General features: G+C 69.6%; 20 protein-coding genes and 1 riboswitch. Of the genes, 11 read left to right on the forward strand and 9 right to left on the reverse strand.

Annotation, left to right across the window (positions count from 1 at the left end):
* Positions 1-16: 16 nt before the first annotated feature.
* The 3 genes from GOAMI_RS00995 to GOAMI_RS01005 form a co-directional block, all read right to left on the reverse strand.
* Positions 17-1285, reverse strand: a complete 1269-nt coding sequence (locus GOAMI_RS00995) for a SatS C-terminal domain-containing protein (RefSeq protein ID WP_006434517.1) — start codon at positions 1283-1285, stop codon at positions 17-19.
* A 78-nt stretch (positions 1286-1363) separates the two neighbouring features.
* A complete protein-coding gene (locus tag GOAMI_RS01000; protein ID WP_040004486.1) occupies positions 1364-2320 on the reverse strand; it encodes a C40 family peptidase in 957 nt (318 codons plus the stop codon).
* A complete protein-coding gene (locus GOAMI_RS01005) occupies positions 2320-2676 on the reverse strand; it encodes a type VII secretion target (protein ID WP_006434519.1) in 357 nt (118 codons plus the stop codon). Before GOAMI_RS01005 ends, GOAMI_RS01000 begins: the two co-directional genes overlap by 1 nt.
* A 104-nt stretch (positions 2677-2780) precedes the next feature.
* Here GOAMI_RS01005 and upp point away from each other — a divergent pair, with 104 nt between their 5' ends.
* Positions 2781-3404, forward strand: coding sequence for a uracil phosphoribosyltransferase (upp, locus tag GOAMI_RS01010; RefSeq protein ID WP_006434520.1), 624 nt, complete (start codon positions 2781-2783; stop codon positions 3402-3404).
* A gap of 39 nt (positions 3405-3443) precedes the next feature.
* Here upp and GOAMI_RS01015 read toward each other — a convergent pair whose 3' ends face one another.
* Both GOAMI_RS01015 and GOAMI_RS01020 read right to left on the reverse strand, forming a co-directional pair.
* Entirely contained in the window at positions 3444-4112 is a 669-nt protein-coding gene (locus GOAMI_RS01015; protein WP_006434521.1) for a hypothetical protein, read from the reverse strand.
* Between the two features lie 58 nt (positions 4113-4170).
* Complete coding sequence (locus GOAMI_RS01020) at positions 4171-4974, reverse strand: purine-nucleoside phosphorylase (protein WP_006434522.1); 804 nt, start codon at positions 4972-4974, stop codon at positions 4171-4173.
* A 101-nt stretch (positions 4975-5075) separates the two neighbouring features.
* Between GOAMI_RS01020 and GOAMI_RS01025 the strand changes: the two genes are divergently transcribed.
* Positions 5076-5777, forward strand: a complete 702-nt coding sequence (locus tag GOAMI_RS01025; protein ID WP_006434523.1) for an enoyl-CoA hydratase/isomerase family protein — start codon at positions 5076-5078, stop codon at positions 5775-5777.
* Positions 5774-7009, forward strand: a complete 1236-nt coding sequence (locus GOAMI_RS01030) for an amidohydrolase (RefSeq protein ID WP_006434524.1) — start codon at positions 5774-5776, stop codon at positions 7007-7009. Before GOAMI_RS01025 ends, GOAMI_RS01030 begins: the two co-directional genes overlap by 4 nt.
* A gap of 6 nt (positions 7010-7015) precedes the next feature.
* On the opposite strand, the gene GOAMI_RS01035 is transcribed toward GOAMI_RS01030, so the two are convergent.
* The gene (locus GOAMI_RS01035; protein WP_006434525.1) at positions 7016-7498 is read right to left on the reverse strand and encodes a gamma-glutamylcyclotransferase family protein; all 483 of its coding nucleotides are present in this window, start codon (positions 7496-7498) and stop codon (positions 7016-7018) included.
* Positions 7499-7829: 331 nt separating this feature from the next.
* On the opposite strand from GOAMI_RS01035, the gene GOAMI_RS01040 reads away from it, so the two are divergent.
* From GOAMI_RS01040 to GOAMI_RS01050, 3 genes are all read left to right on the forward strand, one after another.
* Positions 7830-9233, forward strand: a complete 1404-nt coding sequence (locus tag GOAMI_RS01040) for an NAD(P)H-quinone dehydrogenase (RefSeq protein ID WP_006434530.1) — start codon at positions 7830-7832, stop codon at positions 9231-9233.
* 83 nt (positions 9234-9316) lie between these two features.
* Positions 9317-10654 carry a hypothetical protein gene (locus GOAMI_RS01045; RefSeq protein WP_006434531.1) on the forward strand — a complete coding sequence of 446 codons (1338 nt, stop codon included), beginning with the start codon at positions 9317-9319 and terminating at the stop codon, positions 10652-10654.
* Positions 10648-11088, forward strand: coding sequence for a hypothetical protein (locus GOAMI_RS01050; RefSeq protein WP_006434532.1), 441 nt, complete (start codon positions 10648-10650; stop codon positions 11086-11088). Before GOAMI_RS01045 ends, GOAMI_RS01050 begins: the two co-directional genes overlap by 7 nt.
* 1 nt (position 11089) lies before the next feature.
* Here GOAMI_RS01050 and glpK read toward each other — a convergent pair whose 3' ends face one another.
* Positions 11090-12577 carry a glycerol kinase GlpK gene (gene glpK / locus GOAMI_RS01055; RefSeq protein ID WP_006434533.1) on the reverse strand — a complete coding sequence of 496 codons (1488 nt, stop codon included), beginning with the start codon at positions 12575-12577 and terminating at the stop codon, positions 11090-11092.
* 75 nt (positions 12578-12652) lie between these two features.
* Between glpK and glpD the strand changes: the two genes are divergently transcribed.
* On the forward strand, positions 12653-14395 hold the full coding sequence (gene glpD / locus GOAMI_RS01060; RefSeq protein WP_006434534.1) for a glycerol-3-phosphate dehydrogenase: 1743 nt from the start codon (positions 12653-12655) through the stop codon (positions 14393-14395).
* A 93-nt stretch (positions 14396-14488) separates the two neighbouring features.
* Complete coding sequence (locus GOAMI_RS01065) at positions 14489-14911, forward strand: pyridoxamine 5'-phosphate oxidase family protein (RefSeq protein WP_006434535.1); 423 nt, start codon at positions 14489-14491, stop codon at positions 14909-14911.
* A gap of 81 nt (positions 14912-14992) precedes the next feature.
* On the opposite strand, the gene GOAMI_RS01070 is transcribed toward GOAMI_RS01065, so the two are convergent.
* Both GOAMI_RS01070 and GOAMI_RS01075 read right to left on the reverse strand, forming a co-directional pair.
* Positions 14993-15784, reverse strand: a complete 792-nt coding sequence (locus GOAMI_RS01070) for a DNA-formamidopyrimidine glycosylase family protein (protein WP_006434536.1) — start codon at positions 15782-15784, stop codon at positions 14993-14995.
* Positions 15777-20411 carry an ATP-dependent helicase gene (locus tag GOAMI_RS01075; protein ID WP_006434537.1) on the reverse strand — a complete coding sequence of 1545 codons (4635 nt, stop codon included), beginning with the start codon at positions 20409-20411 and terminating at the stop codon, positions 15777-15779. Before GOAMI_RS01075 ends, GOAMI_RS01070 begins: the two co-directional genes overlap by 8 nt.
* 10 nt (positions 20412-20421) lie before the next feature.
* A riboswitch (cobalamin riboswitch) is annotated at positions 20422-20600 on the forward strand.
* A gap of 37 nt (positions 20601-20637) precedes the next feature.
* Between GOAMI_RS01075 and GOAMI_RS01080 the strand changes: the two genes are divergently transcribed.
* Genes GOAMI_RS01080 through GOAMI_RS01090 form a run of 3 tightly spaced genes read left to right on the forward strand, consistent with a single transcriptional unit; the run spans position 20638 to position 22243 of the window.
* A complete protein-coding gene (locus GOAMI_RS01080) occupies positions 20638-20871 on the forward strand; it encodes a CbtB domain-containing protein (protein ID WP_006434538.1) in 234 nt (77 codons plus the stop codon).
* A 34-nt stretch (positions 20872-20905) separates the two neighbouring features.
* Positions 20906-21739 (forward strand): CbtA family protein, encoded by an 834-nt coding sequence (locus GOAMI_RS01085; protein WP_006434539.1) that lies wholly within the window; start codon positions 20906-20908, stop codon positions 21737-21739.
* An 18-nt stretch (positions 21740-21757) separates the two neighbouring features.
* Positions 21758-22243 carry a histidine phosphatase family protein gene (locus GOAMI_RS01090; RefSeq protein ID WP_006434540.1) on the forward strand — a complete coding sequence of 162 codons (486 nt, stop codon included), beginning with the start codon at positions 21758-21760 and terminating at the stop codon, positions 22241-22243.

A 22243-nucleotide genomic window follows, 5' to 3' on the forward strand; every position in this document is an offset into this window, starting at 1 on the left:
AGCGGGTGGCGGCGGTTCAGCCCTTCTTGACGAGCCGGTTCTCGAAGTCGTGCTCGAGTGCGCGCCACGCCTCGGCCTCGTTGTCGAACGGTCCGCTCGGGGCCATCCGCTTCGGGTCGGGGTTGACGGTGTAGTCGACGAACCAGCCGAGGGGAGTGGACGATCCCAGTGCCTCGTTGACGGTGTCGTCGCCGGCGTAGTCGGCTGCGTCGGTGAACAGTTCGACGGCCAGGTCGAGCTGGTCGCGGTCCATGCGGCGCGGGCCGTCGGCGATGTCCTCGGCGAGACCGGGCAGCACGTACACGTTGTCGTCGATGACGTCGAACTCGAGCGAGCCGTTGGTCGCCTCGGTGCGGATGTCCTCGAACGTCGACAGGTCGGACAGGTCATGGCTGTTGTCGTCGGCGAGGAAGCGGGAGAGTGCCCGCGCCGAGGTGAACACGAAGATCTTGCCCTTGGTGCCGAGGAAGACCGGGTCGTCGCCGAGGTAGCAGCGCAGCGTCAGGTACTCGTTGCCGCGCGTGACGATCTTGATCGGGTCGATGCCGACCGACGCCCAGAAATCGTCGTCGTCGTAATCGTCCTCATCTTCTTCGTCTTCGTCGTCCTCGTCCTCGGCCTCGTCGTCCGCGGTCTCGACGATCTCGATGTCGTCGTCGTCCGGCTCGTCCTCGTCCTCCGCGGAGGCGGCGGCCTCGAGTTCGGCTTCGGCGGCCTCCACGGCCTTGGCGTCGACCTTCGGCGTGGTGATGACCTCGTCGATCGCGTCGAGGACGTCGTCCCAGTGCTTCGCGATGAGACGTCCGATGCGCACCCACAGGTCGAGGCCCTCGCGACCCTCGAAGTTGCGCGTGCCGGTCGTGACCGCACCCAGGATCGGGTTGCCGTTGAAGAACTTCGTGACCGAGGTCAGCTCGCAGACCTCACCCAGGATGCGCACGATCTCGAGTGCGTCCTCGAGTTCGGCGATGACCTCAGGGGTCGGGTCCTCGGCGGCCAGCTCCGGCACGCCCACCAGGTCGTAGGTGTGGCGCTCGTCCGGCACCAGCTCGTCGGCCTGCACGCCGACGATGGTCGGCCACGCCGGATGCTCGACGAGGTCGTTGTCGTCGTTGGTGCGGATGAAGGCCGCGAGTTCGGCGACGCCGGGCAGGACGTAGAGATCCTCGTCGAGACCGAGGAACGCCTCCCACTCGTCGTCACCCTCCCGCCAGCGGGGTGCCCACAGGGTGAAGCTGTTTCCGTCGGTGAGTCCGAGCTCAATCGGGACGATGTCTCCGGCCATGGGGACACAGCCTAGCGATTGATCGCCGTGGATCCAGTAGTGCCCCCACAGACGCCGAACGGTACTCGCGCCGCATCGTCAGCGCGGCCGGAAGAATCCCTCGAAGGTCTGGTCGAGATTGGCGGTCCGAACCGGTGAGACACCCACCGGATCGCCGGCCTCGATCATCTGATCGTTGCCGATGTACATCGCCACGTGGCCGGACCACACGGCGAGATCGCCCGGCTGTAATTGCGCCCGGGACACGCGGAATCCGGCGGTGTCCTGATCCTGGGCAAGGCGGGGGAGTTCGAGGCCGGCCTGCCGATACGCCCAGCGCGTGAAACCGCTGCAGTCGAATCCGGCGGGCGTCGTCCCGCCCCAGACATAGGGAACACCGCGCTGACTCAACGCCGCCCGGACGGCTTTCGCCGCTCGCTCGTCGGGCGCGTACGCCACCGAACCGTCGGGGAGGGTGATCGGCACGCGTTCGGATGCCGGGGATTCCGAATGCCGCTCGCCCGGTGGTGCGGCGGTCGTGACCGCAGCGGGCGCGATCCGTCGGCCCAGGGAAGTCATCGCGTCGGTGTCGGAGCGGAGGTCGGCGCGGGTGCGGGAGACGATCTCGAGGCCGCGCCCGAGGTGCTCGGCCGCCACCGGCAGCATCGTCAGCAGTCCGGCCGGCGTGAACAGTTCGCTCCCGAACGCGCGGGCACGACGTTCGAGCGAATCCACCAGGGCGCCGAGTTGGGTCGACGCCGACCGGACCTTGCTGCCGGCGCTCTCGACGAGGCGGGCGAATTCGTCGGCGTCGCCCGTCAGCGCGCCCATGCTCTGCTGCAGTCCGACGGCCGCGTCGGTGGCGGCGTCCGCGCCGGACCCCTTCCAATGCGGGCGGACGGCTTCGGTGGCCGCCACCGACCCACGGCGCGCGGCGTCGACGGCCGACGCGGCGGACCGGATCGTCTCTGCCGGATTGCCCGGCGCCAGGACGCCGGTGCCGAGTGCGCCGACGAGCAGGCGCAGCGGTTCGATGAGGAGCTCTGCACCGGGCATCACAGGGTGAACTCCCGGTCCGCGGCCGCGCAGTCGCAGTCGAGGTAGCCTTCGTCGGCGCGCCGGGTGGCCGACGCCAGTTGTTCCTGACGTGCCGCGGTCGTCTCGATACTGCGCCGGTGGATCTGCAGGAACTCGACCACCGCGGCGAGGAACTCCGCGCCGATGATCCCGAACGTGATCGCGAGGTCGACCAGTGCCGCTTCGTCAGCGGCACGATCACCGAGCAGAGCGCCGCCGGCACTGTGGGCTGACGAAAACTCCTGCAGTGCCGCGGAATCCGTCAGCAGCGTGGTACCCGGGGTGTGGTCGGGAGGCGTGAGGGCGGCGGATGAGGTCGTGGATCGCGGGCTCATGGGATTCTGACGCGGCGGACACCCGTTCGGTTCCATCGGACACCCGACGCGGCTCACGGCACGCACTGCGCACGCGGACGGACCCAGGAAATACTCTGGTCGCCATGGAACGCCTGATCGTCGATCATCCCCTGGCCGCCGCGCGTCTGACGACGATGCGAGACGAGACCACCGACAACGCCGGATTCCGTGCGGCGCTGTCGGATCTCACCCAGATGCTCATCTATGAGGCGCTGGCCGGTGCGCCGCGTGTCGACATGCAGATCAAGACGCCGCTGGTCCCGTACACCGGATCGCGTCTGGCGACGCCGCCGCTGCTCGTGCCGGTCCTGCGAGCGGGTCTGGGAATGGTCGAGCAGGCGCATGCGATGGTGCCCGAGTCCCGGGTCGGCTTCGTGGGCATCGCCCGCGACGAGGAGACCGCACAACCGGTGCCGTATCTCGAGTCGCTGCCCGAGGACCTCTCCGGACTTCCGGTCTTCGTGCTCGACCCGATGCTCGCGACCGGAGGGTCGATGCTGCACACGATCGAACTGCTCGTCGCGCGCAACGCCACCGACATCACCGCGGTCTGCGTCGTCGCGGCGCCGCAGGGCGTGGCCCTCCTGGAGGAGTCGGGCCATCCGTGCCGGCTGGTCGTGGCGGCGATCGACGAGGGACTCAACGATGTCAACTACATCGTGCCGGGGCTCGGCGACGCCGGCGATCGTCAGTTCGGGCCGCGCTGACGGGGTTCGTGCCGAGGACGGCGGCCGGTCGCGAGCGGTTCAGCCGGGCAGCGACCAGTAGGCGAGCATCGGTTCGTTCGTCAGCACCGAACCGCCCTCGACGATGGTGAGACTCGCGGGGGACACCAGATAGCGGACCGCTCCGTTGCGCGCCTCGAAGGTGTTGCCGACGCGGGTCGGGAACTGCAGCTCGATGCCGCCCTCGGGTGCCTGGCCTTTGTAGTACCAGCGACCCGTCTGGTTCCCGACCTGGCAGATGACCACCCGGGACCGTGAGGTCTGACCGATCGCGACGGCCGGGTCGTCGGCCGCGTTGCAGCGCGGACCGGTGACGAATCCCTGCCAGTCGGCACCCGTCACGGTCGGGGTCGGACGGTTCGGCACCGGTGGCGGCGTCGTCGTGACGGTCGTCTGGGGAGGTGTCGGGGACCGGGTGACGGTGCTCGTGATCGTCGCGGGCTCCGGGTTGGTGGTGGTCGCGGCGGTCGTGTCGGAGGACTCCTCGTCCGACGGGATCAGGAGAAATGCGGCGAGCACCCCTGCCACGACCAGCAGGACACCGGCGCCGATCGCCACCAGGACCGCGGGCGACGTCCAGGGCGAGCGCGGCGGTTGCGGTGGCGGACCCTGCGGATAGCCACCCGGCCCATAGGCGCCCGGGTACCCGCCGGGCGGGTAACCGCCGGAACCGTCGGGTGGATAGGTCATGGTGCTCCTCGAGATCTGTCGGGACTACTCGGGTGAGGATTCGGCGTCGGGATCGGTTCTACAGCTCGCCGATGATCTGGGCGAGCAGCTCGCCCATGCGTGTCGCCGACGCACGCCCGACGTCGAGCACCTCGGTGTGGCTGAGGGGTTCGCCGGTGATCCCGGCGGCCAGATTGGTCACCAGCGAGATCCCGAGAACCTCGAGTCCGGCCGCCCGGGCCGCGATCGTCTCGTGCACGGTCGACATGCCGACCAGGTCGGCTCCGAGCGTGCGGAGCATCCGGATCTCGGCCGGGGTCTCGTAGTGCGGTCCGGGCAGACCGGCGTAGACACCCTCGGCGAACGACGGGTCGACGCGACGGGCGATCTCCCGCAACCGCGGGGAGTAGGCGTCGACGAGGTCGACGAACTGTGCGCCGACCAGCGGAGAACGAGCCGTCAGATTGAGGTGGTCGGAGATCAGGACCGGCTGACCCACCGACATGTCCTCGCGCAGGCCGCCGGCCGCGTTGGTGAGCACGACCGTGTGGACGCCGGCCGCGGCCGCGGTACGCACCGGGTGCACGACGCGTGCGAGATCGTGGCCCTCGTAGGCGTGGATCCGGCCGAGGATCAAGAGGACTCGGCGGTCGCCGACCCGGACCGAGTGGATCACTCCGCCGTGACCGGCGGCCGCGGGCGGGGTGACGCCGGGGATCGAGGACATCGGCAACGAACGGATCGGCGCGCCGAACGCGTCGGCCGCCGGCGCCCACCCGGAGCCGAGGATGACGGCCACATCGTGTGCGGCGGCGTCGGTCTCGGCGGCGATGGTGGCGGCCGCGACGATGGCTGCGGCGCCGGCGTCGGCAGTGGGATCCATGCGCCAACCCTAAACGGTGACCCCGACGCCGGTGCGGCACCGAGGGATCGTGCGACGGCCGTGCCCGGAGAGGACTCGTCGCGGGGCGATAGGGTCAGGCCATGCCATATCTCAACGAGGTCGGGGAGGTCGTCGAACTCCAGCTCGGGGCCACAGGCGTCGAACTCGACGAGTCGAACCCCGAGAACCGCTTCCGTCTGGAATGGCTCGACGAGGTGGAACGACTGCTCGGTGAGGTGAGCGCCGACCCGAGCCGCCCACTGGTGCTGACCGCGACCGGCAAGTTCTTCACCAACGGGCTCGACACCGACCACATCTTCGCCGCGCCGGATCAACTGCCCGCATACCTCGACCGCGTGCACTCGCTGTATGCCACGATCCTCACGCTCCCCGTCCCGACGGTCGCCGCGATCAACGGCCACGCGTTCGGTGCCGGCGCCATGCTCGCCCTCTGCACCGACCATGTGCTGATGCGCACCGAACGTGGGTTCTGGTCTCTGCCCGAGGCCGCGTTGAACATGCCCTTCACCCGCGGCATGTCGACACTCCTGCGCACGCGGCTCACTGATCGGGCCGCGACCGAGGCGATGTACACCAGCCGGCGGTACGGCGCCGCCGAGGCCGCCGCGGCGGGGATCGTCGACGAGGCGGTCGAGGCGGAGCGGCTGACCGCCCGCGCCGCCGAGGTCGCCGCTTCGCGCGCGGCGACGGCCGGCTCCAACCTCGCCCTGATCAAACGAGGCCTGCGCGGACCACTGCTCGACGACCTCGCCCTTCCGACTCCGGCAGGGGTCCTGTCGTGACCGGCGTGACGGCGGACAGACTCCCCGACGCGTCGCGCATCATCGACGCGTGGCTGGCCGCCCACGGCCCCGAGCTCATCGCGTGGCGGCGCGACATCCACGCTCATCCCGAGCTGTCCCGGCAGGAGGTGCGCACCACCGAGCTGGTGATGGCCGAACTGTCGGCCGCCGGTCTCGACCCGCGCCGGCTCCCGCTGGGCACCGGCGTCGTCTGCGACCTCGGTCCCTCCGGTGAACCGCGGATCGGTCTGCGCGCCGACATGGACGCCCTGCCGGTCACCGAACACACCGGCCTCCCGTTCACCTCGACCGTGGAGGGTGCGTCTCACTCCTGCGGACACGACGCCCACACGGCGATCCTGATCGGCGTGGCCAAACTCCTGGCCTCGGCCGGTCCGCTGCCCGTGGGTGTCCGGCTGATCTTCCAGGCGGCCGAGGAGGTCATGCCCGGTGGCGCGCTCGACGCCATCGAAGCCGGTGTGACCAGCGGACTCGGGCGCATCTTCGCGCTGCACTGCGATCCGCGTCTGCCCGTCGGCACCGTCGGCCTGCGATCGGGTCCGCTGACGTCGGCGGCCGACCACATCGACCTGCAACTCCACTCCGCAGGCGGACACACCTCCCGCCCGCACCTGACCGGCGACCTGATCTACGCGATGGGCACCGTGATCACCGGACTGCCCGGCGTGCTCTCCCGGCGCGTCGACCCCCGATCGGGCACGGTGATGGTGTGGGGTGCGGCCAATGCCGGCAGCGCCGCCAACGCCATCCCGCAGGAAGGCCGGATGCGCGGCACGGTCCGCACCGGTGACCACGACACCTGGGCGGCACTGGAACCGTTGGTCCGCAGCGTCGTCGGCGAACTCCTCGCGCCGCTCGGCGTGCGCTACGACCTCTCCTACTTCAGAGGCGTTCCGCCCGTCGTCAACGACGAGATCGCGGTGGGCATGCTCGAACGCGCGGTCGCCGCGATCGGACCCGAGACCGTCGCCGCCACCCCGCAATCACCCGGCGGCGAGGACTTCTCCTGGTACCTCGAGCAGGTTCCGGGCGCGATGGCCCGACTCGGCGTGTGGGACGGTTTCGGTCCGCAGGTCGACCTGCACGCCCCCAACTTCGACCTGGACGAACGCGCCCTCGCCATCGGCGTCCGCACGCTCGCCGGGGTCGTACTCAACGCACGCAGCGCTGCCGGCGAACTGCCGGAACTGACGCCGCCGTTCGCGCCCTAGAAGACCTCAGGGTTCTACGGGACCAGGCCCGGGCCCGACGTTGCGCGACTCGCGCAACCGCAGATCCTGGACGTAGTCGGCGGGGGCGCCGGCGATCTCCGCGGCCTCGGCCATGACACCGAGATAGCGGGCCGAGGGGAGTCCGCCCTCGTAGGCGTCGAGCACATACAGCCAGGCCAGCACGGGGCCGTCGGCGGTGTCGACGCGCGCGCGGATCTTGCGGTGGATGCCGAGCTCGGAACCCTCCCACCGGTCGAGGAGTTCCTCGTCTTCGGTCGTCACGTCATACAGGACGACGAAGACACGGGCGTCGGGGTCATCGCGGTCCTCGGTGACCGTCGCCAGGGAACCCTCCCAGCCGATGTCGCCGCCACCGAAGGTCAGGCGCCACCCGCGTAGCCATCCGGTACCCGACATCGGCGAGTGCGGCGCGCGTTCCGCCATCTGCTCGGGATGCATGTTGGATCCGTAGGCTGCGTAAATCGGCACGGGTGGAGCCTAGTGGGTCGGCGGCGAGTCCGGAAGGCGACAGGCAGGAGCCGAGGAGTGGCGTACGCCGCATGCGGGGCCACCCGAGGAGTGCCGCGGGACGATCAGGACTAGGTTGTTAGGTGGCGCGACACCACGTGACGGTCCGCCATATCAGAGCGACGCACCACCCCGCGAGGCTCGACCCAGTCGGATCAGCAGTCGGACACCAGCCAGTCGGACGCCCGCCGGTCCGGCACCGACCAGTTCGCCCATTCGACAACACCACGCCGGGCGCACGGTGCCCCACGAAGGCCGCCGCGACGAGACCGGTGAAGGACAGGAGTGCACAGTGACCAGGATCGTCATCATCGGCGGTGGACCAGCGGGTTATGAGGCGGCGCTCGCCGCGGCCGCGTACGGCGCCGACATCACGGTGATCGATTCGGACGGGATCGGTGGTGCCTGTGTGTTGTGGGACTGCGTCCCGTCGAAGACCTTCATCGCCTCCACCGGTATCCGTACCGAGGTGCGTCGCGCCGTCGACCTCGGCATCAACATCAAGACCGACGACACCCTGGTCACCCTCCCGCAGATCCATCAGCGCGTGCGCGACCTCGCCTTCGCCCAGTCCGCCGACATCAAGTCGCGACTCCTCAGTGAGGGCGTCAAACTGGTTTCCGGTACCGCCGTTCTCGACGAGACGCAGGTCGGCGTCTCGACCCACTGCGTCGTCGCGACCCTCGCCGACGGCAGCACCGAGCGCTACGACGGTGACGTCGTGCTGATCGCGACCGGCGCGTCGCCGCGCATCCTGCCCGACGCGCAGCCCGACGGCGAACGCATCCTCACCTGGCGTCAGCTCTACGACCTCGAAGAGCTGCCCGAGCATCTCGTCGTCATCGGTTCCGGTGTCACCGGCGCGGAGTTCGTCCACGCCTACACCGAACTCGGTGTGAAGGTGACGCTGGTGTCGAGCCGGGACCGCGTGCTCCCGCACGAGGACGAGGACGCCGCCCTGGTGCTCGAGGATGCGCTCGCCGAGCGCGGCGTCGAACTCGTCAAGCACGCGCGTGCCGACAAGGTCGTTCGCGACGGTGACACCGTCACCGCGCATCTCGCCGACGGGTCCACCGTCACCGGCAGTCACGTGCTGATGACCGTCGGCTCGATTCCCAACACCGCGAACCTCGAACTCGAGCGTGCCGGGGTCGAGGTCGACAAGGGTGGCTACATCCGGGTGGACCGGGTGTCTCGGACCTCGGTGCCCGGAATCTACGCGGCCGGCGACTGCACCGGCTTGCTGCCGCTGGCCTCGGTGGCCGCCATGCAGGGTCGCATCGCCGTGTACCACGCCCTGGGCGAGGGCGTCAGCCCGATCAAGCTGAAAACCGTTGCGTCGGCGATCTTCACGCGTCCCGAGATCGCCACCGTCGGGGTCTCGCAGAAGGCCATCGACGCCGGCGAGTACCCCGCGCGCACGGTGATGCTGCCGCTGGCGACCAATCCGCGCGCCAAGATGAGCGGGCTGCGTCGCGGATTCGTGAAGATCTTCTGCCGTCCGGCCACCGGCGTGGTGATCGGTGGTGTCGCGGTGGCGCCCAACGCCTCCGAGCTCATCCTCCCGCTGGCCCTCGCGGTGCAGAACAAACTGACCGTCGGCGATCTCGCGCAGACGTTCTCGGTGTACCCGTCGCTGTCCGGTTCGATCACCGAGGCCGCGCGTCAGCTCGTCCGGCACGACGATCTGGACTGACACTTCGTCGAGCGGCGCGATCACGGTAGGGTCGTGGAGAATCCGCCCGGAACCGGGCGCACCGCGACGCAGGGGGAGATGTCGTGACAGGGCCCGTTGCCGACCCGTTTGCGCAGAACAACCGGGGTGTGTCGAATGCGCCGTCGTTCGGCGGGGGACGCACCGACTGGGCCGGCATGGGCATCGACGAGATCATCGACACCCTCCGCACCATGGATCCCGGCCGGGCCTCCGGTGACGTCGAGACGATCCTCAAGGCGATCGAGGCGGTGCGCCGCGCGTCGGATCGCATGGCGGCGATGTTCGGCGACGAGCTGCTCGGCCTCGCCTCCGATGCCGCCCTCGATACGGGAAAGGCGTTGTCCGACGCCATGCAACGGAGCCTGGAGACGGCCACCGTGGTCGGCGAGGCCCTGAGTACCGCCGTCGGGATCGTCGGTGCGACACGGGGTCAGGAGGGGCGGTTGCGAGAACTGCAGCAGCATCTCCGCGACAACCCCGAGGACGCTCCGATGGTGCGGTTCGAGGCGGACCGCACCATGTCGGGCACGTACTCGTCACCGATGCAGCGTGTCCAGCACGCGCTTCCGGAGCCCACCGGGCCCGACGACGTGGTGCGCGGGATCGACGGCCCGTCGTCCGCGGCCGGCCCGGGGTCCGGTTCCGAGGCGCCGCGCGGCCAGGCGGCGAACACCGTCGACGCGGGAGACTTCGGCCGTTCCGGTGGCGCCACGGCCCCGGTCGCGACCGGTGGGCCGGGACCTGGACCGGCGGGAGGTGGACCCACCCCGGTCGCGCCGGTCTCGTCGTCCTCCTCGCCGTCGGGATCGTCCGGCCGCCGGGATGCCGACGACCCCGACGGTCTGCTCCGCGGCGGTCAGGGCACACCGGGCGGTGTCGGCACGCACGGTGTTGCCGGTGCCGGACGATCCGGGAACGATCGCGGAAATGGTTCTGACAGAACGGGTTCCGGCGTCGGGGCCGGAGTGCCGATCGCCCCGGTGGTCGGACCGCTCCCGCTGACGCCGTCGTCGCCCGGAGTCGCCACGCCGACGACGTCGACGCCGCCGGCAGCGAGTGCTGCGGGACCACGTGCGGGGATCGCACCACCGGTGGGCCCCGCCGGCGCGCCGCCCACGGCCCGCCGGCCCGGCGCCGAGGACGACGACAAGCACAAGGCGGCGCCCTACCTGCACAACCGAGAGCACGGCGCGGAGATAGTCGGCGACCTGCCGCTCGTCGGGCCGCCGGTGATCGGCGACTGGATTCCGCACATGGCCCCGGCCGCACCGGAGGCCGTACCCCCGCAGCCGACGCCGGGTGACGCGCTCGCTCCGGCGGTTCGGCACCCCGGTACCGCCGACGCGGGTACCGGCGGAGGCGAGGAACCATCGTCGACGACACGTGGCCGGACATGCTGAGCCGGGTGGACAGGCTGCCCGGCGGTGTCGCCCGGCTCGCCTCCGCGGTGCCCGACGAGGACATCATCCGGTGTCTGCATCTCCTGGTCGCCACCGTCATGGACGTGACCGGAGCGTCGACCCCCGAGGTCCGCGACGTGATCCGCCAGTGGCGCCAGCAGGGGAGTGCCGAGCCGGCGGGCGTGGCGTCGTTGAGGGTCGTTGCCGCACAACATGATTTCGACTCGTTCGCCCACCAGCGACGCGGTGACACCGATCGTCAACTCGACAGCTTCCGCCGTGCCCGGGCTGTTGACTGCGTCCTCGCCGCGATGTCGGTGTCGACGGCCGCGGAGGCACCGCGCACCGCTCTGCGGGAGGCTGCCTACGAAGCCGCCGCCGCGCTCGGGGGCACCGCGGGTGTCGTCGGGGTTCTCGCCGACTATGTCGCCTGATTCACGCCAGATCGAAGCTGCGCTCGACGGCGCGATTCCATTCGCCGTACAGGCGTTCCCGCTCGTCTTCGGCCATGGCGGGTTCCCAGCGTTTGTGTTCGGCCCAGTTCGCGCGGATGTCGTCCTCGCTCTCCCAGAACCCCGCCGCCAGACCGGCCGCGTATGCCGCACCCAGTGCCGTGGTCTCGTTGACCACGGGCCGGACGACCGGGACGTCGAGGATGTCGGCCTGGAACTGCATGAGCAGTTCGTTGACCACCATCCCGCCGTCGACCTTGAGCGTGGACAGCTCGATGCCGGCGTCGGCCTGCATCGCCTCGATGACCTCGCGGGTCTGGAAGGCGCTGGCCTCCAACGCAGCCCGTGCCAGGTGGCCCTTGTTGACGAAGCGTGTCAGACCGACGATCAAACCGCGGGCGTCGGAGCGCCAGCGTGGCGCGAAGAGGCCGGAGAAGGCGGGTACGAAGTAGGCGCCGCCGTTGTCGTCGACCTCCGCGGCCAGCTTCTCCACATCCGACGACACCGGGAACAGGCCGAGATTGTCCCGCAGCCACTGGATGAGCGAGCCGGTCACCGCGATCGACCCCTCGAGCGCATAGCGCGCCGGCTCGTCGCCGATGCGGTAACAGACCGTCGTCAGCAGGCCGTGCTCGCTGAAGACCGGCTCGGTTCCGGTGTTGAGCAGCAGAAAGTTACCGGTCCCGTAGGTGTTCTTGGCCTCGCCGGGTGACAGGCAGGCCTGGCCGAAGGTGGCGGCCTGCTGGTCGCCGAGGATGCCGGTCAGCGGGACGCCGGGGAGTGGTCCGTTGCCTCGCAGCGCGCCGAAGTCGCCGGACGAGCTGCGGATCTCGGGCAGCATCGAGATCGGGATGCCCATCTCGTCGCAGATCTTCTCATCCCAGCTCAGCGTCCGCAGGTCCATGAGCATGGTGCGCGAGGCATTGGTGACGTCGGTGACGTGCTGCCCACCGTCGACTCCGCCGGTCATGTTCCACGCAATCCAGGAATCCATTGTCCCGAAGCACAACTCGCCGGATTCGGCGCGCTCGCGAAGCCCATCGACGTTGTCGAGCAGCCAGCGGATCTTGGGTCCGGCGAAGTAGGTCGACAGTGGCAGGCCGGTGCGTTCGCGGTAACGGTCGACACCGACGTCGCCGGCGAGTTCGGTGCACACGTCGGCGGTGCGGGTGTCCTGCCACACGATGGCGTTGTGGACCGGCCGTCCGGTCTCGCGGTCCCAGATCACCGTGGTCTCGCGCTGATTGGTGATGCCGCAGGCGACGATGTCCTTGGCGGTCAGGTCGGCCGAGGCCAGTGCGGCGGCGCCGACCCGGCGGGTGTTGCGCCAGATCTCGGCGGCGTCGTGTTCGACCCAGCCGGCCCGCGGGAAGATCTGTTCGTGTTCGAGTTGTTCCACCCCGACGACGTGTCCCTTGCGGTCGAAGATCATCGCCCGGGTCGAGGTGGTGCCCTGGTCGATCGCCGCCACATAATTGCCTGAACTGCCCACGCCGTCAGTGTCGCACGCTGTGGTGTGGGCCGGAATCAATTAGGCTCGGCGAACATGAACACCGAGTTCAACCCGGACCGGCCGGCGGACATGGGGTCGCTCTACCACGCCGAGGCGTGGCGGCGGTTCGGGGACGAACAGTTCGACATCGTGGTGATCGGTGGCGGGGTGGTCGGGGTCGGCGCCGCGCTCGACGCCGCCACGCGCGGTCTGCGGGTGGCGCTGGTCGAGGCGCGCGACATCGCCTCGGGGACCTCGAGCAGGTCGTCGAAGATGTTCCACGGCGGACTCCGCTACCTGGAGCAACTCGAGTTCGGTCTCGTCCGGGAGGCCCTCAGGGAGCGCGAGCTCTCGCTGCGCCTGCTGGCCCCGCACCTGGTGAAACCCCTCCCGTTCCTCTACCCGCTCACTCAGCGGGTCTGGGAGCGGCCGTATGTGGCGGCGGGAATCTTCCTCTACGACCGCATGGGCGGCGCCAAATCGGTGCCGGGCCAGCGCCATGTGACACGATCGGGCGCGCTGCGCGTGGCTCCGGCACTCAAGCGCAACTCGCTCATCGGCGGAATCCGGTATTACGACACGGTCGTCGACGACGCCCGGCACAGCCTCACCGTGGCCCGCACCGCGGCCAACTATGGCGCGGTCATCCGTACTTCGACGCAGGTGATCGGCTTTCTCCGAGAATCCGACCGCGTACTCGGAGTGCGCGTGCGGGACACCGAGAGCGGCGACGTCACCGAGGTGCGCGCCCACTGCGTCATCAACGCCGCCGGGGTGTGGACCGACGAGGTCCAGGCGTTGTCCAAGCAGCGCGGTCACTTCAAGGTGCGCGCGTCGAAGGGCGTGCACATCGTGGTGCCGCGCGACCGGATCGTCAGCGAGACCGCGGTCATCCTGCGCACCGCCAATTCGGTGCTGTTCGTGATCCCGTGGGAGACCCACTGGATCATCGGCACCACCGACACCGACTGGAACCTCGACCTCGCACACCCGGCCGCCACCCGTGCGGACATCGACTACATCCTGGAGCGCGTCAACGAGGTACTGGTCACCAAGCTGACCCACGACGACATCGAAGGCGTGTACGCCGGTCTGCGGCCGCTGCTGGCCGGTGAGGACGACGAGACGTCGAAACTCTCGCGCGAGCACGCCGTCGCCACCGTGGCGCCGGGACTTGTGGCGATCGCGGGCGGCAAGTACACCACCTACCGGGTGATGGCCGCTGACGCCGTCGAAGCCTGCAACGACTTCATCCCCACCCGCGTGGCGCCGTCGATCACCGAGCGGGTGCCGCTCCTCGGCGCCGACGGGTACTTCGCGCTCATCAACCAGTGCGAGCATCTCGGACAGCGGTACGGCCTCCACCCATACCGGATTCGACGACTGCTCAACCGTTACGGCTCGCTGATCGACGACGTTCTCTACTACGCGTCCGAGGACAGGTCGCTGCTCGCACCGCTGGGCGCGGCGCCGCAGTATCTCCGCGTCGAAGTGGTCTACGCGGCGGTCGCCGAGGCCGCACGGCATCTCGAGGACGTGCTGGCGCGGCGTACCCGTATCGCGATCGAGTACTCCCATCGCGGCGTCGACTGTGCCGACGAGGTCGCCGACCTGCTCGCCCCGATCCTGGGCTGGACCACCGAACAGCGCGACTTCGAGGTCGCGACCTACATCGCCCGGGTCGAGGCCGAGGTGGCCTCGCAGCAGCAACCCGACGACGACTCGGCCGACGCCCTGCGGGCGGCCGCACCCGAGGCGCGGTCGGAGATCCTGGAGCCGGTGCCCGTCCCCGAGTGAGACCGCCGGCCATCCGGCGAACTCGGAGACTTTGTCCTCTGTCGCCACCGTCTCTCGTAAGGGATCATCGAACTGGGGAAGAAGGGACTGATCATGACGGAGATGCCGGTTCAGATACTCGCTCCGGAAGAAGCCTGGGAGTTGCTCGGCTCCGGGGAGCTGGGACGGATAGCGTTGAGCGTCAACGACACTCCCGACATCTTCCCGGTCAACTACTATGCGGCGGACGGGAAGATCACCTTGCGTACGGGTGAGGGGACCAAGCTCGCCGAGATGGTGGTGAACAACCGGGTGGCGTTCGAGTCCGACGCCCACACCGACACCGGTGGGTGGAGTGTGGTGGCCAAGGGCTCGGCGCGGATTCTGTCCGCACTGAGTGAGATCGAGGCCGCCGACCGGTTGCCGCTGCGTCCGTGGATCGCGACGGTCAAGTACAACTACGTGGAGATCGCGGTCGAGGAGATCACTGCGCGTCGTTTCGAGTTCGGACCCGAACCCGAACGCTACCCCGTCTGACGCCGCCACAAATCCACCGGTTTTCGGCAAACTCTCCACCCTCGAGGGTGCCGGTTTTGCCGAAAACCGGTGGGTTTGCGATCAACTCTGGCAGCGTGGGCACCAGTACACGGATCGCTCGCCACCGGTCGAGGCGAGTTCGCCGCGTTTGACGATCGTCGCGCAGCGGCGGCACAACTGGCCGTTGCGGCCGTACACCCACATGCGCGCGTTCGGTGAGGTGTTGCCGGTGGTGGTCCGGGCCGAGCGCATCCGATTGGCCCACAGCAATCGACGGCTGAGGTCGACCATCGGGCCGAGGTCCACGTCTCCGACCGGACGGCTCGGGAGAACGCCACGCAGATAACAGATCTCGCTGCGGAAGACGTTGCCGACGCCGGCCATCAGGCGTTGGTCGAGGAGTGCCGCGCCGATGGTCTGCTCGGGGTCTGCGCCGAGTCGGCGGATCGCTTCGTCACGATCGAAGTCGTCGGCCAGCAGATCTGGCCCCAGGTAGGCGAGGGCGGCGTCGGGGTCGGCGAGGAGTTCGAGGGTGCCGAGATCGAAGCCGACGGCTTCGTGATCGTCGGTGCGCAGCACCACCCGCGCCTGGTACGAGGGGCGACGCCACTTCTGGCCCCGGCGATGCACATGCCAGACACCCTCCATCTTCAGATGGGAATGAATGCTGACCGCGTCGCCTGCACCGGGCTCGCTCTCCTCGACGTCGATGAGCAGATGCTTTCCCTTCGACCTGACCCCGACGACGGTCCGTCCCGACAGGTCGGCGGTGGCCAGCGACGGGATGCGGAACTGCGTCGAGATGAGTGTGCGTCCTTCCAGACCCTGACGAAGCCGGGCGGCCGCGGCGAAGACCGTGTCGCCCTCAGGCATGGGTTCCGTACCGGAGTCGGATGCCGCGCGGGGTCGTGGCGAAACCGGCCTCGACGAGGACCTTGACGAAGTCGGTGCCGCGCACCGGTTCCGAGTCGATCTGGTCGATCGTCAACCGGGAGATGCGGCCCGCACGGACCAGGGCCACCAGTGCTCCGGCAGCGGATTCCAGGGCGGGGATCGAGTCGGTGAAGGTCAGGAGCGTCTTGCCGCCGCGTTCGACGAAGCACACGAGCTCGCCGTCGACCAGCACCACCAGCGCGCCGGGCTTGCGACCCGGTCGGTGACCGGCATCGGCATCCCGGGACCTCGGCCACTCCAGCGCCGCACCGAACGGGTTCGCCGGGTCGGTGGCGGCGAGGATGGTGGCCTCGCGCGGGGGCTTGCGGTCGGGTAGGGCATGCCGCCGCAACTCGTCGACCGTGGCCGGGGAGGCGAACTGTGCGCCGCCGAGTCCGTCGACGTAGTAGCCGCGACGTACCTGGCCGCTGTCCTCGAAGACGTTGAGCGCCTTGTACACCCGGGCGAATCCGCCGGTCACCTCTTCGGCGGTGACGCTGCCCCGGGTGATCACGCCGTACCGGGTGAGCAGCTGGTCGCACAGTGCCTGCGTGGCGATGGTCGGGTCGATCACGGGTCGGTCCAGTGCGAACCATCGACCGCTCGCGGTCGGCGCGACCGGTGGCCCGGACGCGTGCTCGGTCAGGTAGCGCGCGGAGAGGCGTCCGGCGCGGAGTCGTGGTGCGCGGCCTCGTGCGCGGTGGGCGCGTGCCGACCGTGGAGTCGACGGACTGCGCCGGGGATGGAGCAGCGCGCGCACCGGAGCGAAGGTGTCGTTGCTGACCTGACCGGCCCAGACCAGGTCCCACAGTGCACTCTCGACATCGGCGGCGGGTGTCGTCGTACCCGTGCCGATGTCCCCGGCGATCTGTGGGAACCGCAGTGCACCACCGGGTTCGAGGGCGGTGGTGATGGCGTCGTGGACGGTGGTGGTGTCGATGGTGTCGGACTCGGGGAGGGTGAACGCGGCGACGTCGGCCGGATGCAGGGCCACCCAGCCGTCGGCGTTGCCGATGCGGCCGTGCCCCGACCAGACGACCTCGCCACTGCTCAGCAGCTCGTCGAGCATGGACGGCGCGTAGTCGGTGACGCGTGCGGGCAGGATCAGCGACTCCCAGGCCGACGCCGGGAGCGGATATCCGGCGAGCTGGTCCACGACCGTCGCCACTCCGTCCACGCCGCGCAACTGCGTCCCGGGTGACCCGTGCTGCCACTCGACGAGGAATCTGGTGAGGACCTCGGTGCCGACCGGTGCGACCTCGGCCCGGCTCGCGGCGAGCGACCCACGACGGATCTGCCCGAGGACGTCGGTGTGGCACCACTGGGTCGTCGGTGCCGTCCCCTGAGCCGGATCGGCCGGTCCGGTCTCCGGGAGGAAATCACCTTCGACGACGCGTCGTTCGCCCGCGAGGCGGCCCAGGGTGTCGCGCACGACGGCCGTCGCGATCCCCAGGGCCGCCGCCGCGTCGGCGATGGTGAACGGCCCGTGGGTGCGGGCGTAACGTCCGATGACGTCGCCGATCGGATCGGGTACCGGTTCGAGGAAGGCGGCCGGAATGCCCAGTGGTGCAGGGACTCCGAGTGCGTCGCGCAACCGCGCGGTGTCGTCGATCGAGGCCCAGAGCGCACGCCGGTTGTGGTTGACGGAGATGATCTGACCGCTGCGGTGCAGCTCGGCGAGCACTTCGGCCACCGGCGTCTCGCCGCGGTACCGGACCTCGACCTCCTCGGTGGTCAGCGGTCCGAGCCAGCGGAGCAGGTCGACGATGTCTTCGGCGTCGCGCGCCTGGCGATCCGGGGACAGCCGTTGCAGGCGGGCGATGACCTCGGCGATGACACCGGGATCGAGCAACTCGCGCAGGTCGACGCGGCCCAGCAGTTGCGCAAGCAGGCTGGTGTCGAGTGACAATGCGGCGGCGCGACGTTCGGCGAGTGGTGCGTCGTCGGCGTACATGAAGGCGCCGACGTAGCCGAACAGCAGCGACGCCGCGAACGGCGACGGACTCGGCGTCTCGGTCTCCACGACGCGGATCCGACGCGAGCGGATGAGGCTGAGCAGATCGAGCAGGGCGGGGAGGTCGTACACGTCCTGCAAACACTCCCGCACGGCCTCGAGGACTATCGGGAAGTCGGGGAACCTGGATGCCACCGAGAGCAATTGGGCGCTGCGCTGGCGCTGCTGCCAGAGCGGTGCGCGGCGTCCCGGATCGCGGCGGGGCAGAAGCAGTGCACGCGCGGCACATTCGCGGAATCTCGAGGCGAACATCGACGAGTCGGCGAGACCGTCGGTGACGAGCTGTTCGACCTCGTCGGGGTCGAGGAGGAAGACATCTGCGCCCGGGGGCGCGTCGTCGGTGTCGGGGAGGCGGAGGATGATCCCGTCGTCGGATGCGGTGGTGGCGCCTTCGATGCCGAGCGTCGCGAGAAGTCGCTGGGAGATGGCGCTCGCCCACGGCGCGTGGACCCGCAGCCCGTACGGGGAGTGCAGGATGACGCGCCAGTCGCCGAGTTCGTCGCGGAACCGTTCGACGACGAGTGTCCGGTCGGTGGGGACATGTCCGGTCGCCTCGCGTTGTTCGGCGATGAGGGTGGCGAGGTTGGTGCGGGCGTTCTCGGTCAGCCCGAGCCGCTCGGCGTGGGTGTCGAGCTTCCCGGGGTCGGCGATGGCCCCGGTGAATGCCCCGATCGCCGCGCCGAGTTCGGCGGGACGCCCGATCGCGTCGCCGATCCAGAACGGCAGCCGGCCGGGTTGGCCGAACGCCGGCGACACCAGGACGCGGTCGTGGGTGATGTCCTCGATCCGCCAGCTCGTCGCACCCAGCGCGAACACATCGCCGACCCGCGACTCGTAGACCATCTCCTCGTCGAGTTCGCCCACGCGCGTTGACTTTTCGCCGACCATGAAGACGCCGAAGAGCCCGCGGTCGGGGATCGACCCGCCGGAGGTGACCGCGAGTCGTTGTGCGCCACGGCGTCCCGTGATCACGCCCGCGTCGCGGTCCCAGTTGACCCGGGGACGGAGTTCGGCGAACTCGTCGGAGGGGAATCGGCCCGCGATGAGATCGAGTGTCGCGTCGAAGACCCCCCGTCCCAGATCCCGGTAAGGAGCCGCCCGGCGCACGACCTCGTACCAGTGGTCGACCTCGAGATCGTCGACGGCGGCGGCCGCGATGGTCTGCTGGGCAAGGATGTCCAGGGGGTTCTGGGGAACCTTGATCTCCTCGATCGCACCGTCGAGCATGCGCTCGACGGTGACCGTGCAGTGCAGCAGATCGGTGCGGTGTTTGGGGTAGAGGATGCCCTGGCTGATCTCGCCCACCTGGTGGCCCGCGCGGCCGATGCGTTGCAGACCACTCGCGACCGACGGCGGCGCCTCGACCTGGATCACGAGATCCACCGCACCCATGTCGATGCCGAGTTCCAGCGAACTGGTCGCCACCACGCACGCGAGACGACCGGCCTTGAGGTCGTCTTCGATCTGGGCGCGGTGCTCCTTGCTCACCGAACCGTGGTGGGCACGCGCGAGAACGGCTTCGGCGCCGGAGCTCGCCCCGCTGCCCATCACGAACGCGGGGGCCCCGCCCGCGACCGTCGGATTGGCCCTGGGTTCGGTGGTCGCGCCCTGTCGCCCGGCGTGGATCTCGTTGAGCCGCGCGGTCAGCTTCTCGGCGAGGCGTCGCGAGTTCGCGAACACGATCGTCGCCCGGTTGGCCTCGATCTGGTCGACGATCGACGCCTCGACGTACGGCCACAGCGAACCGGCGGTGGGAGAGAAGGCATCGTCGAGTTCGGCCGGGTCGGCGCCGTCGGGGCCGGGGGCGGGCGGGATGTTGGCCATGTCCTCGACCGGGACGTCGACGCGGAGGTCGAAGGTCTTGTCGGCCTTCGGTTTGACCACCTGGCACGGGGCCGACCCGGACAGGAACCCGGCGACGACCTCGGGTGGCCGCACGGTCGCCGACAGGCCGATCCGCTGAGCGGGCTTCTCGAGCAGCTCGTCGAGGCGCTCGAGGGTCAGCGCCAGGTGCGTGCCGCGCTTGGTCGCGGCGACCGCGTGCACCTCGTCGACGATGATCGCCTCGACGTTCGTGAGACTCTCCCGCGCCGCCGAGGTCAGCATGAGGTAGAGCGACTCCGGGGTGGTGATCAGGATGTCGGGCGGGGTCTTCACCAGGGTGCGGCGGTCGGCGGCCGAGGTGTCGCCGGAGCGGACGCCGACCGTGATGTTCGGTTCGGGCAGGTTCAGTTCCTGCGCGGCGCGGGTGATACCGGTGAGCGGCGCGCGCAGGTTGCGCTCCACGTCGACGGCGAGCGCCTTCAGCGGCGAGATGTAGACGACCTTCGTGCCCGGACGGCGTGCAGCGGTGTCGGCGGCGAGCCGGTCGAGGGCCCAGAGGAACGCCGCCAGGGTCTTGCCGGAGCCGGTCGGTGCGATGACCAGCGTGTTCGCGCCGTCGGCGATCGAGGTCCAGGCGCCCTTCTGCGCCGCGGTCGGCTTGGTGAACGCCCCGGTGAACCATCGCCGGGTGGGGGCGGTGAAGCGGTCGAGTACCGAAGGGCGGGGCATCTCTCCACTATGTCTCACATGTGTGACAGGTCGGGGTATACAGTCATCTCACGCCTGTACGGGGAATCCGGTGAGAATCCGGAACGGTCGCGCCACTGTGAAAGCCGACTCGGGGGATGCGGTCGAGTGATTCGACGGTGCCCAGAGACGACGTGAGTCAGGATGCCGTGCCGGCGACAACTGATCCACAGCTCTCCGACGCGAGATCGGCGAAAGGACAACTCACATGACGGCTACCCGTACGTCCGAAGCAGTCACACCCGCACCGCGCGCTCTGGCGGTACCGAATCTGTCGGTCGCCGGCGCAGCGCTCTGGCTGAGCCTCACCGTGCTGCTGGCCGGGCTCGCCTACTACTTCCTCGGCTACGACCAGGGTGTCGTGTCCGTCTTCGGCGAGGACACGCACGTGCACGAGTTCGTGCACGACGCCCGCCACTTTCTCGGCTTTCCCTGCCACTGAGTCGGTCTGACCCGATCAGCAGGGACAAGTTCACATGGAGAAGAGATTCATCGGCGCAGGCCTGCTGTCGGGCCTGATCGCCGGCATCCTGTCGTTCGTCTTCGCACGTTTCTACATCGAACCGGTGGTGTCGAAGGCCGTCGACTACGAGAGCGCCCGCTCAGAGGCCGAGGAGACACTGGCCCATGCCGCCGAGGCGGGTGGGCACCACCACGGCGACGGCGGTGAGGTCTTCACCCGCGCCATGCAGGAGAACCTGGGCGCCGGCGTCGGCAACCTGGTGTTCGCGCTGTGCATGGGGGCGTTCTTCGCGGTCGCCTTCACCGTGCTGTGGAGCTACCTCGGCAACCGGTATCCCGCCACCGATGCCCGCGCGGTCGCCGGAGTGACCGGCGCGATCGGTTTCGTGGCCGTCTTCGGCGTGCCGTTCTTCGCCTACCCGGCCAATCCGCCGGCCGTGGGGGACGACGACACGATCGGGGATCGGACCGGCGCCTTCCTGACCATCACCATCGCGTCGGTGGTGCTGGCGATCGCGGCCGTCGTACTCGCGCTGTGGCTGCGTCCGCGGATCGGCGGGTTGGTGTCGGCGGTCGTGGGCGGCGCGGCGTATCTGACAGCCGTCGGCATCACGATCGCGTTCCTGCCGTCGTTCGACGAGGTGCCCGAGCCGGTGCGCAACAGCACCGGTCAGATCGTGTTCCCGGGATTCCCGGCGGACGTGGTCGCCGACTTCCGCGTGTACACGATCACCAACCAGGTCATCCTGTGGACGGTGCTGACGGTGACCTTCGCGCTGATTCTCGGCGCGATGGCGCGGTCGAAGAACCCGGCCACGCCCCGGACGGTCGACGCCACCGGGAACTGAACGGCCCCGGACGTTCTCATGCAGATCATCACCGCCGGGCGCACCGGTCCCAACAGATCTGTGCGTTTCGGCGGTGATGCGCCGCTGGACGAGCGCGGGCGGCGCGACATCGAAACGCTCGCCGCATCGGTCGCCGGACCGGTGACCCTCTGCGGACCCGAGGCCGCGACCCGCGAGACTGCCCGCCTCCTGGGCGGGCGGCCGGACGTCGACGACGCGCTCCGGACACTCGACGTCGGTTCCTGGGCGGGATCGATGCCCGAGGAGATCGCCCCGAGCGATCTCGCGGCCTTCTTCACCGACCCGACGGCCCGGCCCCACGGCGGCGAGAGCGTGGCGGAGTTCGTGCGCAGGGTGCATGCCTGGCGCGACCATCACGACACCGCGACGGCCTCGATCGTGGTCGCGATGCCCGTCGCCCAGGCTCTGCTGTGCGACGACCCCGCTCGATACTTCGGGGTCGAGGTCCGTCCGGCGGCCTCCTACCTCTGGTCGAGACCCTGA

Origin of the sequence: Gordonia amicalis NBRC 100051 = JCM 11271 (assembly GCF_000332995.1) — a bacterium.
Classification (GTDB): Bacteria; Actinomycetota; Actinomycetes; order Mycobacteriales; family Mycobacteriaceae; genus Gordonia; species Gordonia amicalis.

Bases quoted from the DNA above. Each gene is read 5' to 3' on its own strand.
- GOAMI_RS00995 (WP_006434517.1), bottom strand. From the start codon at position 1,285: ATGGCCGGAGACATCGTCCCGATTGAGCTCGGACTCACCGACGGAAAC.
- GOAMI_RS01000 (WP_040004486.1), bottom strand. From the start codon at position 2,320: ATGCCCGGTGCAGAGCTCCTCATCGAACCGCTGCGCCTGCTCGTCGGC.
- GOAMI_RS01005 (WP_006434519.1), bottom strand. From the start codon at position 2,676: ATGAGCCCGCGATCCACGACCTCATCCGCCGCCCTCACGCCTCCCGAC.
- upp (WP_006434520.1), top strand. From the start codon at position 2,781: ATGGAACGCCTGATCGTCGATCATCCCCTGGCCGCCGCGCGTCTGACG.
- GOAMI_RS01015 (WP_006434521.1), bottom strand. From the start codon at position 4,112: ATGACCTATCCACCCGACGGTTCCGGCGGTTACCCGCCCGGCGGGTAC.
- GOAMI_RS01020 (WP_006434522.1), bottom strand. From the start codon at position 4,974: ATGGATCCCACTGCCGACGCCGGCGCCGCAGCCATCGTCGCGGCCGCC.
- GOAMI_RS01025 (WP_006434523.1), top strand. From the start codon at position 5,076: ATGCCATATCTCAACGAGGTCGGGGAGGTCGTCGAACTCCAGCTCGGG.
- GOAMI_RS01050 (WP_006434532.1), top strand. From the start codon at position 10,648: ATGCTGAGCCGGGTGGACAGGCTGCCCGGCGGTGTCGCCCGGCTCGCC.
- glpD (WP_006434534.1), top strand. From the start codon at position 12,653: ATGAACACCGAGTTCAACCCGGACCGGCCGGCGGACATGGGGTCGCTC.
- GOAMI_RS01065 (WP_006434535.1), top strand. From the start codon at position 14,489: ATGACGGAGATGCCGGTTCAGATACTCGCTCCGGAAGAAGCCTGGGAG.
- GOAMI_RS01070 (WP_006434536.1), bottom strand. From the start codon at position 15,784: ATGCCTGAGGGCGACACGGTCTTCGCCGCGGCCGCCCGGCTTCGTCAG.
- GOAMI_RS01075 (WP_006434537.1), bottom strand. From the start codon at position 20,411: ATGCCCCGCCCTTCGGTACTCGACCGCTTCACCGCCCCCACCCGGCGA.
- GOAMI_RS01080 (WP_006434538.1), top strand. From the start codon at position 20,638: ATGACGGCTACCCGTACGTCCGAAGCAGTCACACCCGCACCGCGCGCT.
- GOAMI_RS01085 (WP_006434539.1), top strand. From the start codon at position 20,906: ATGGAGAAGAGATTCATCGGCGCAGGCCTGCTGTCGGGCCTGATCGCC.
- GOAMI_RS01090 (WP_006434540.1), top strand. From the start codon at position 21,758: ATGCAGATCATCACCGCCGGGCGCACCGGTCCCAACAGATCTGTGCGT.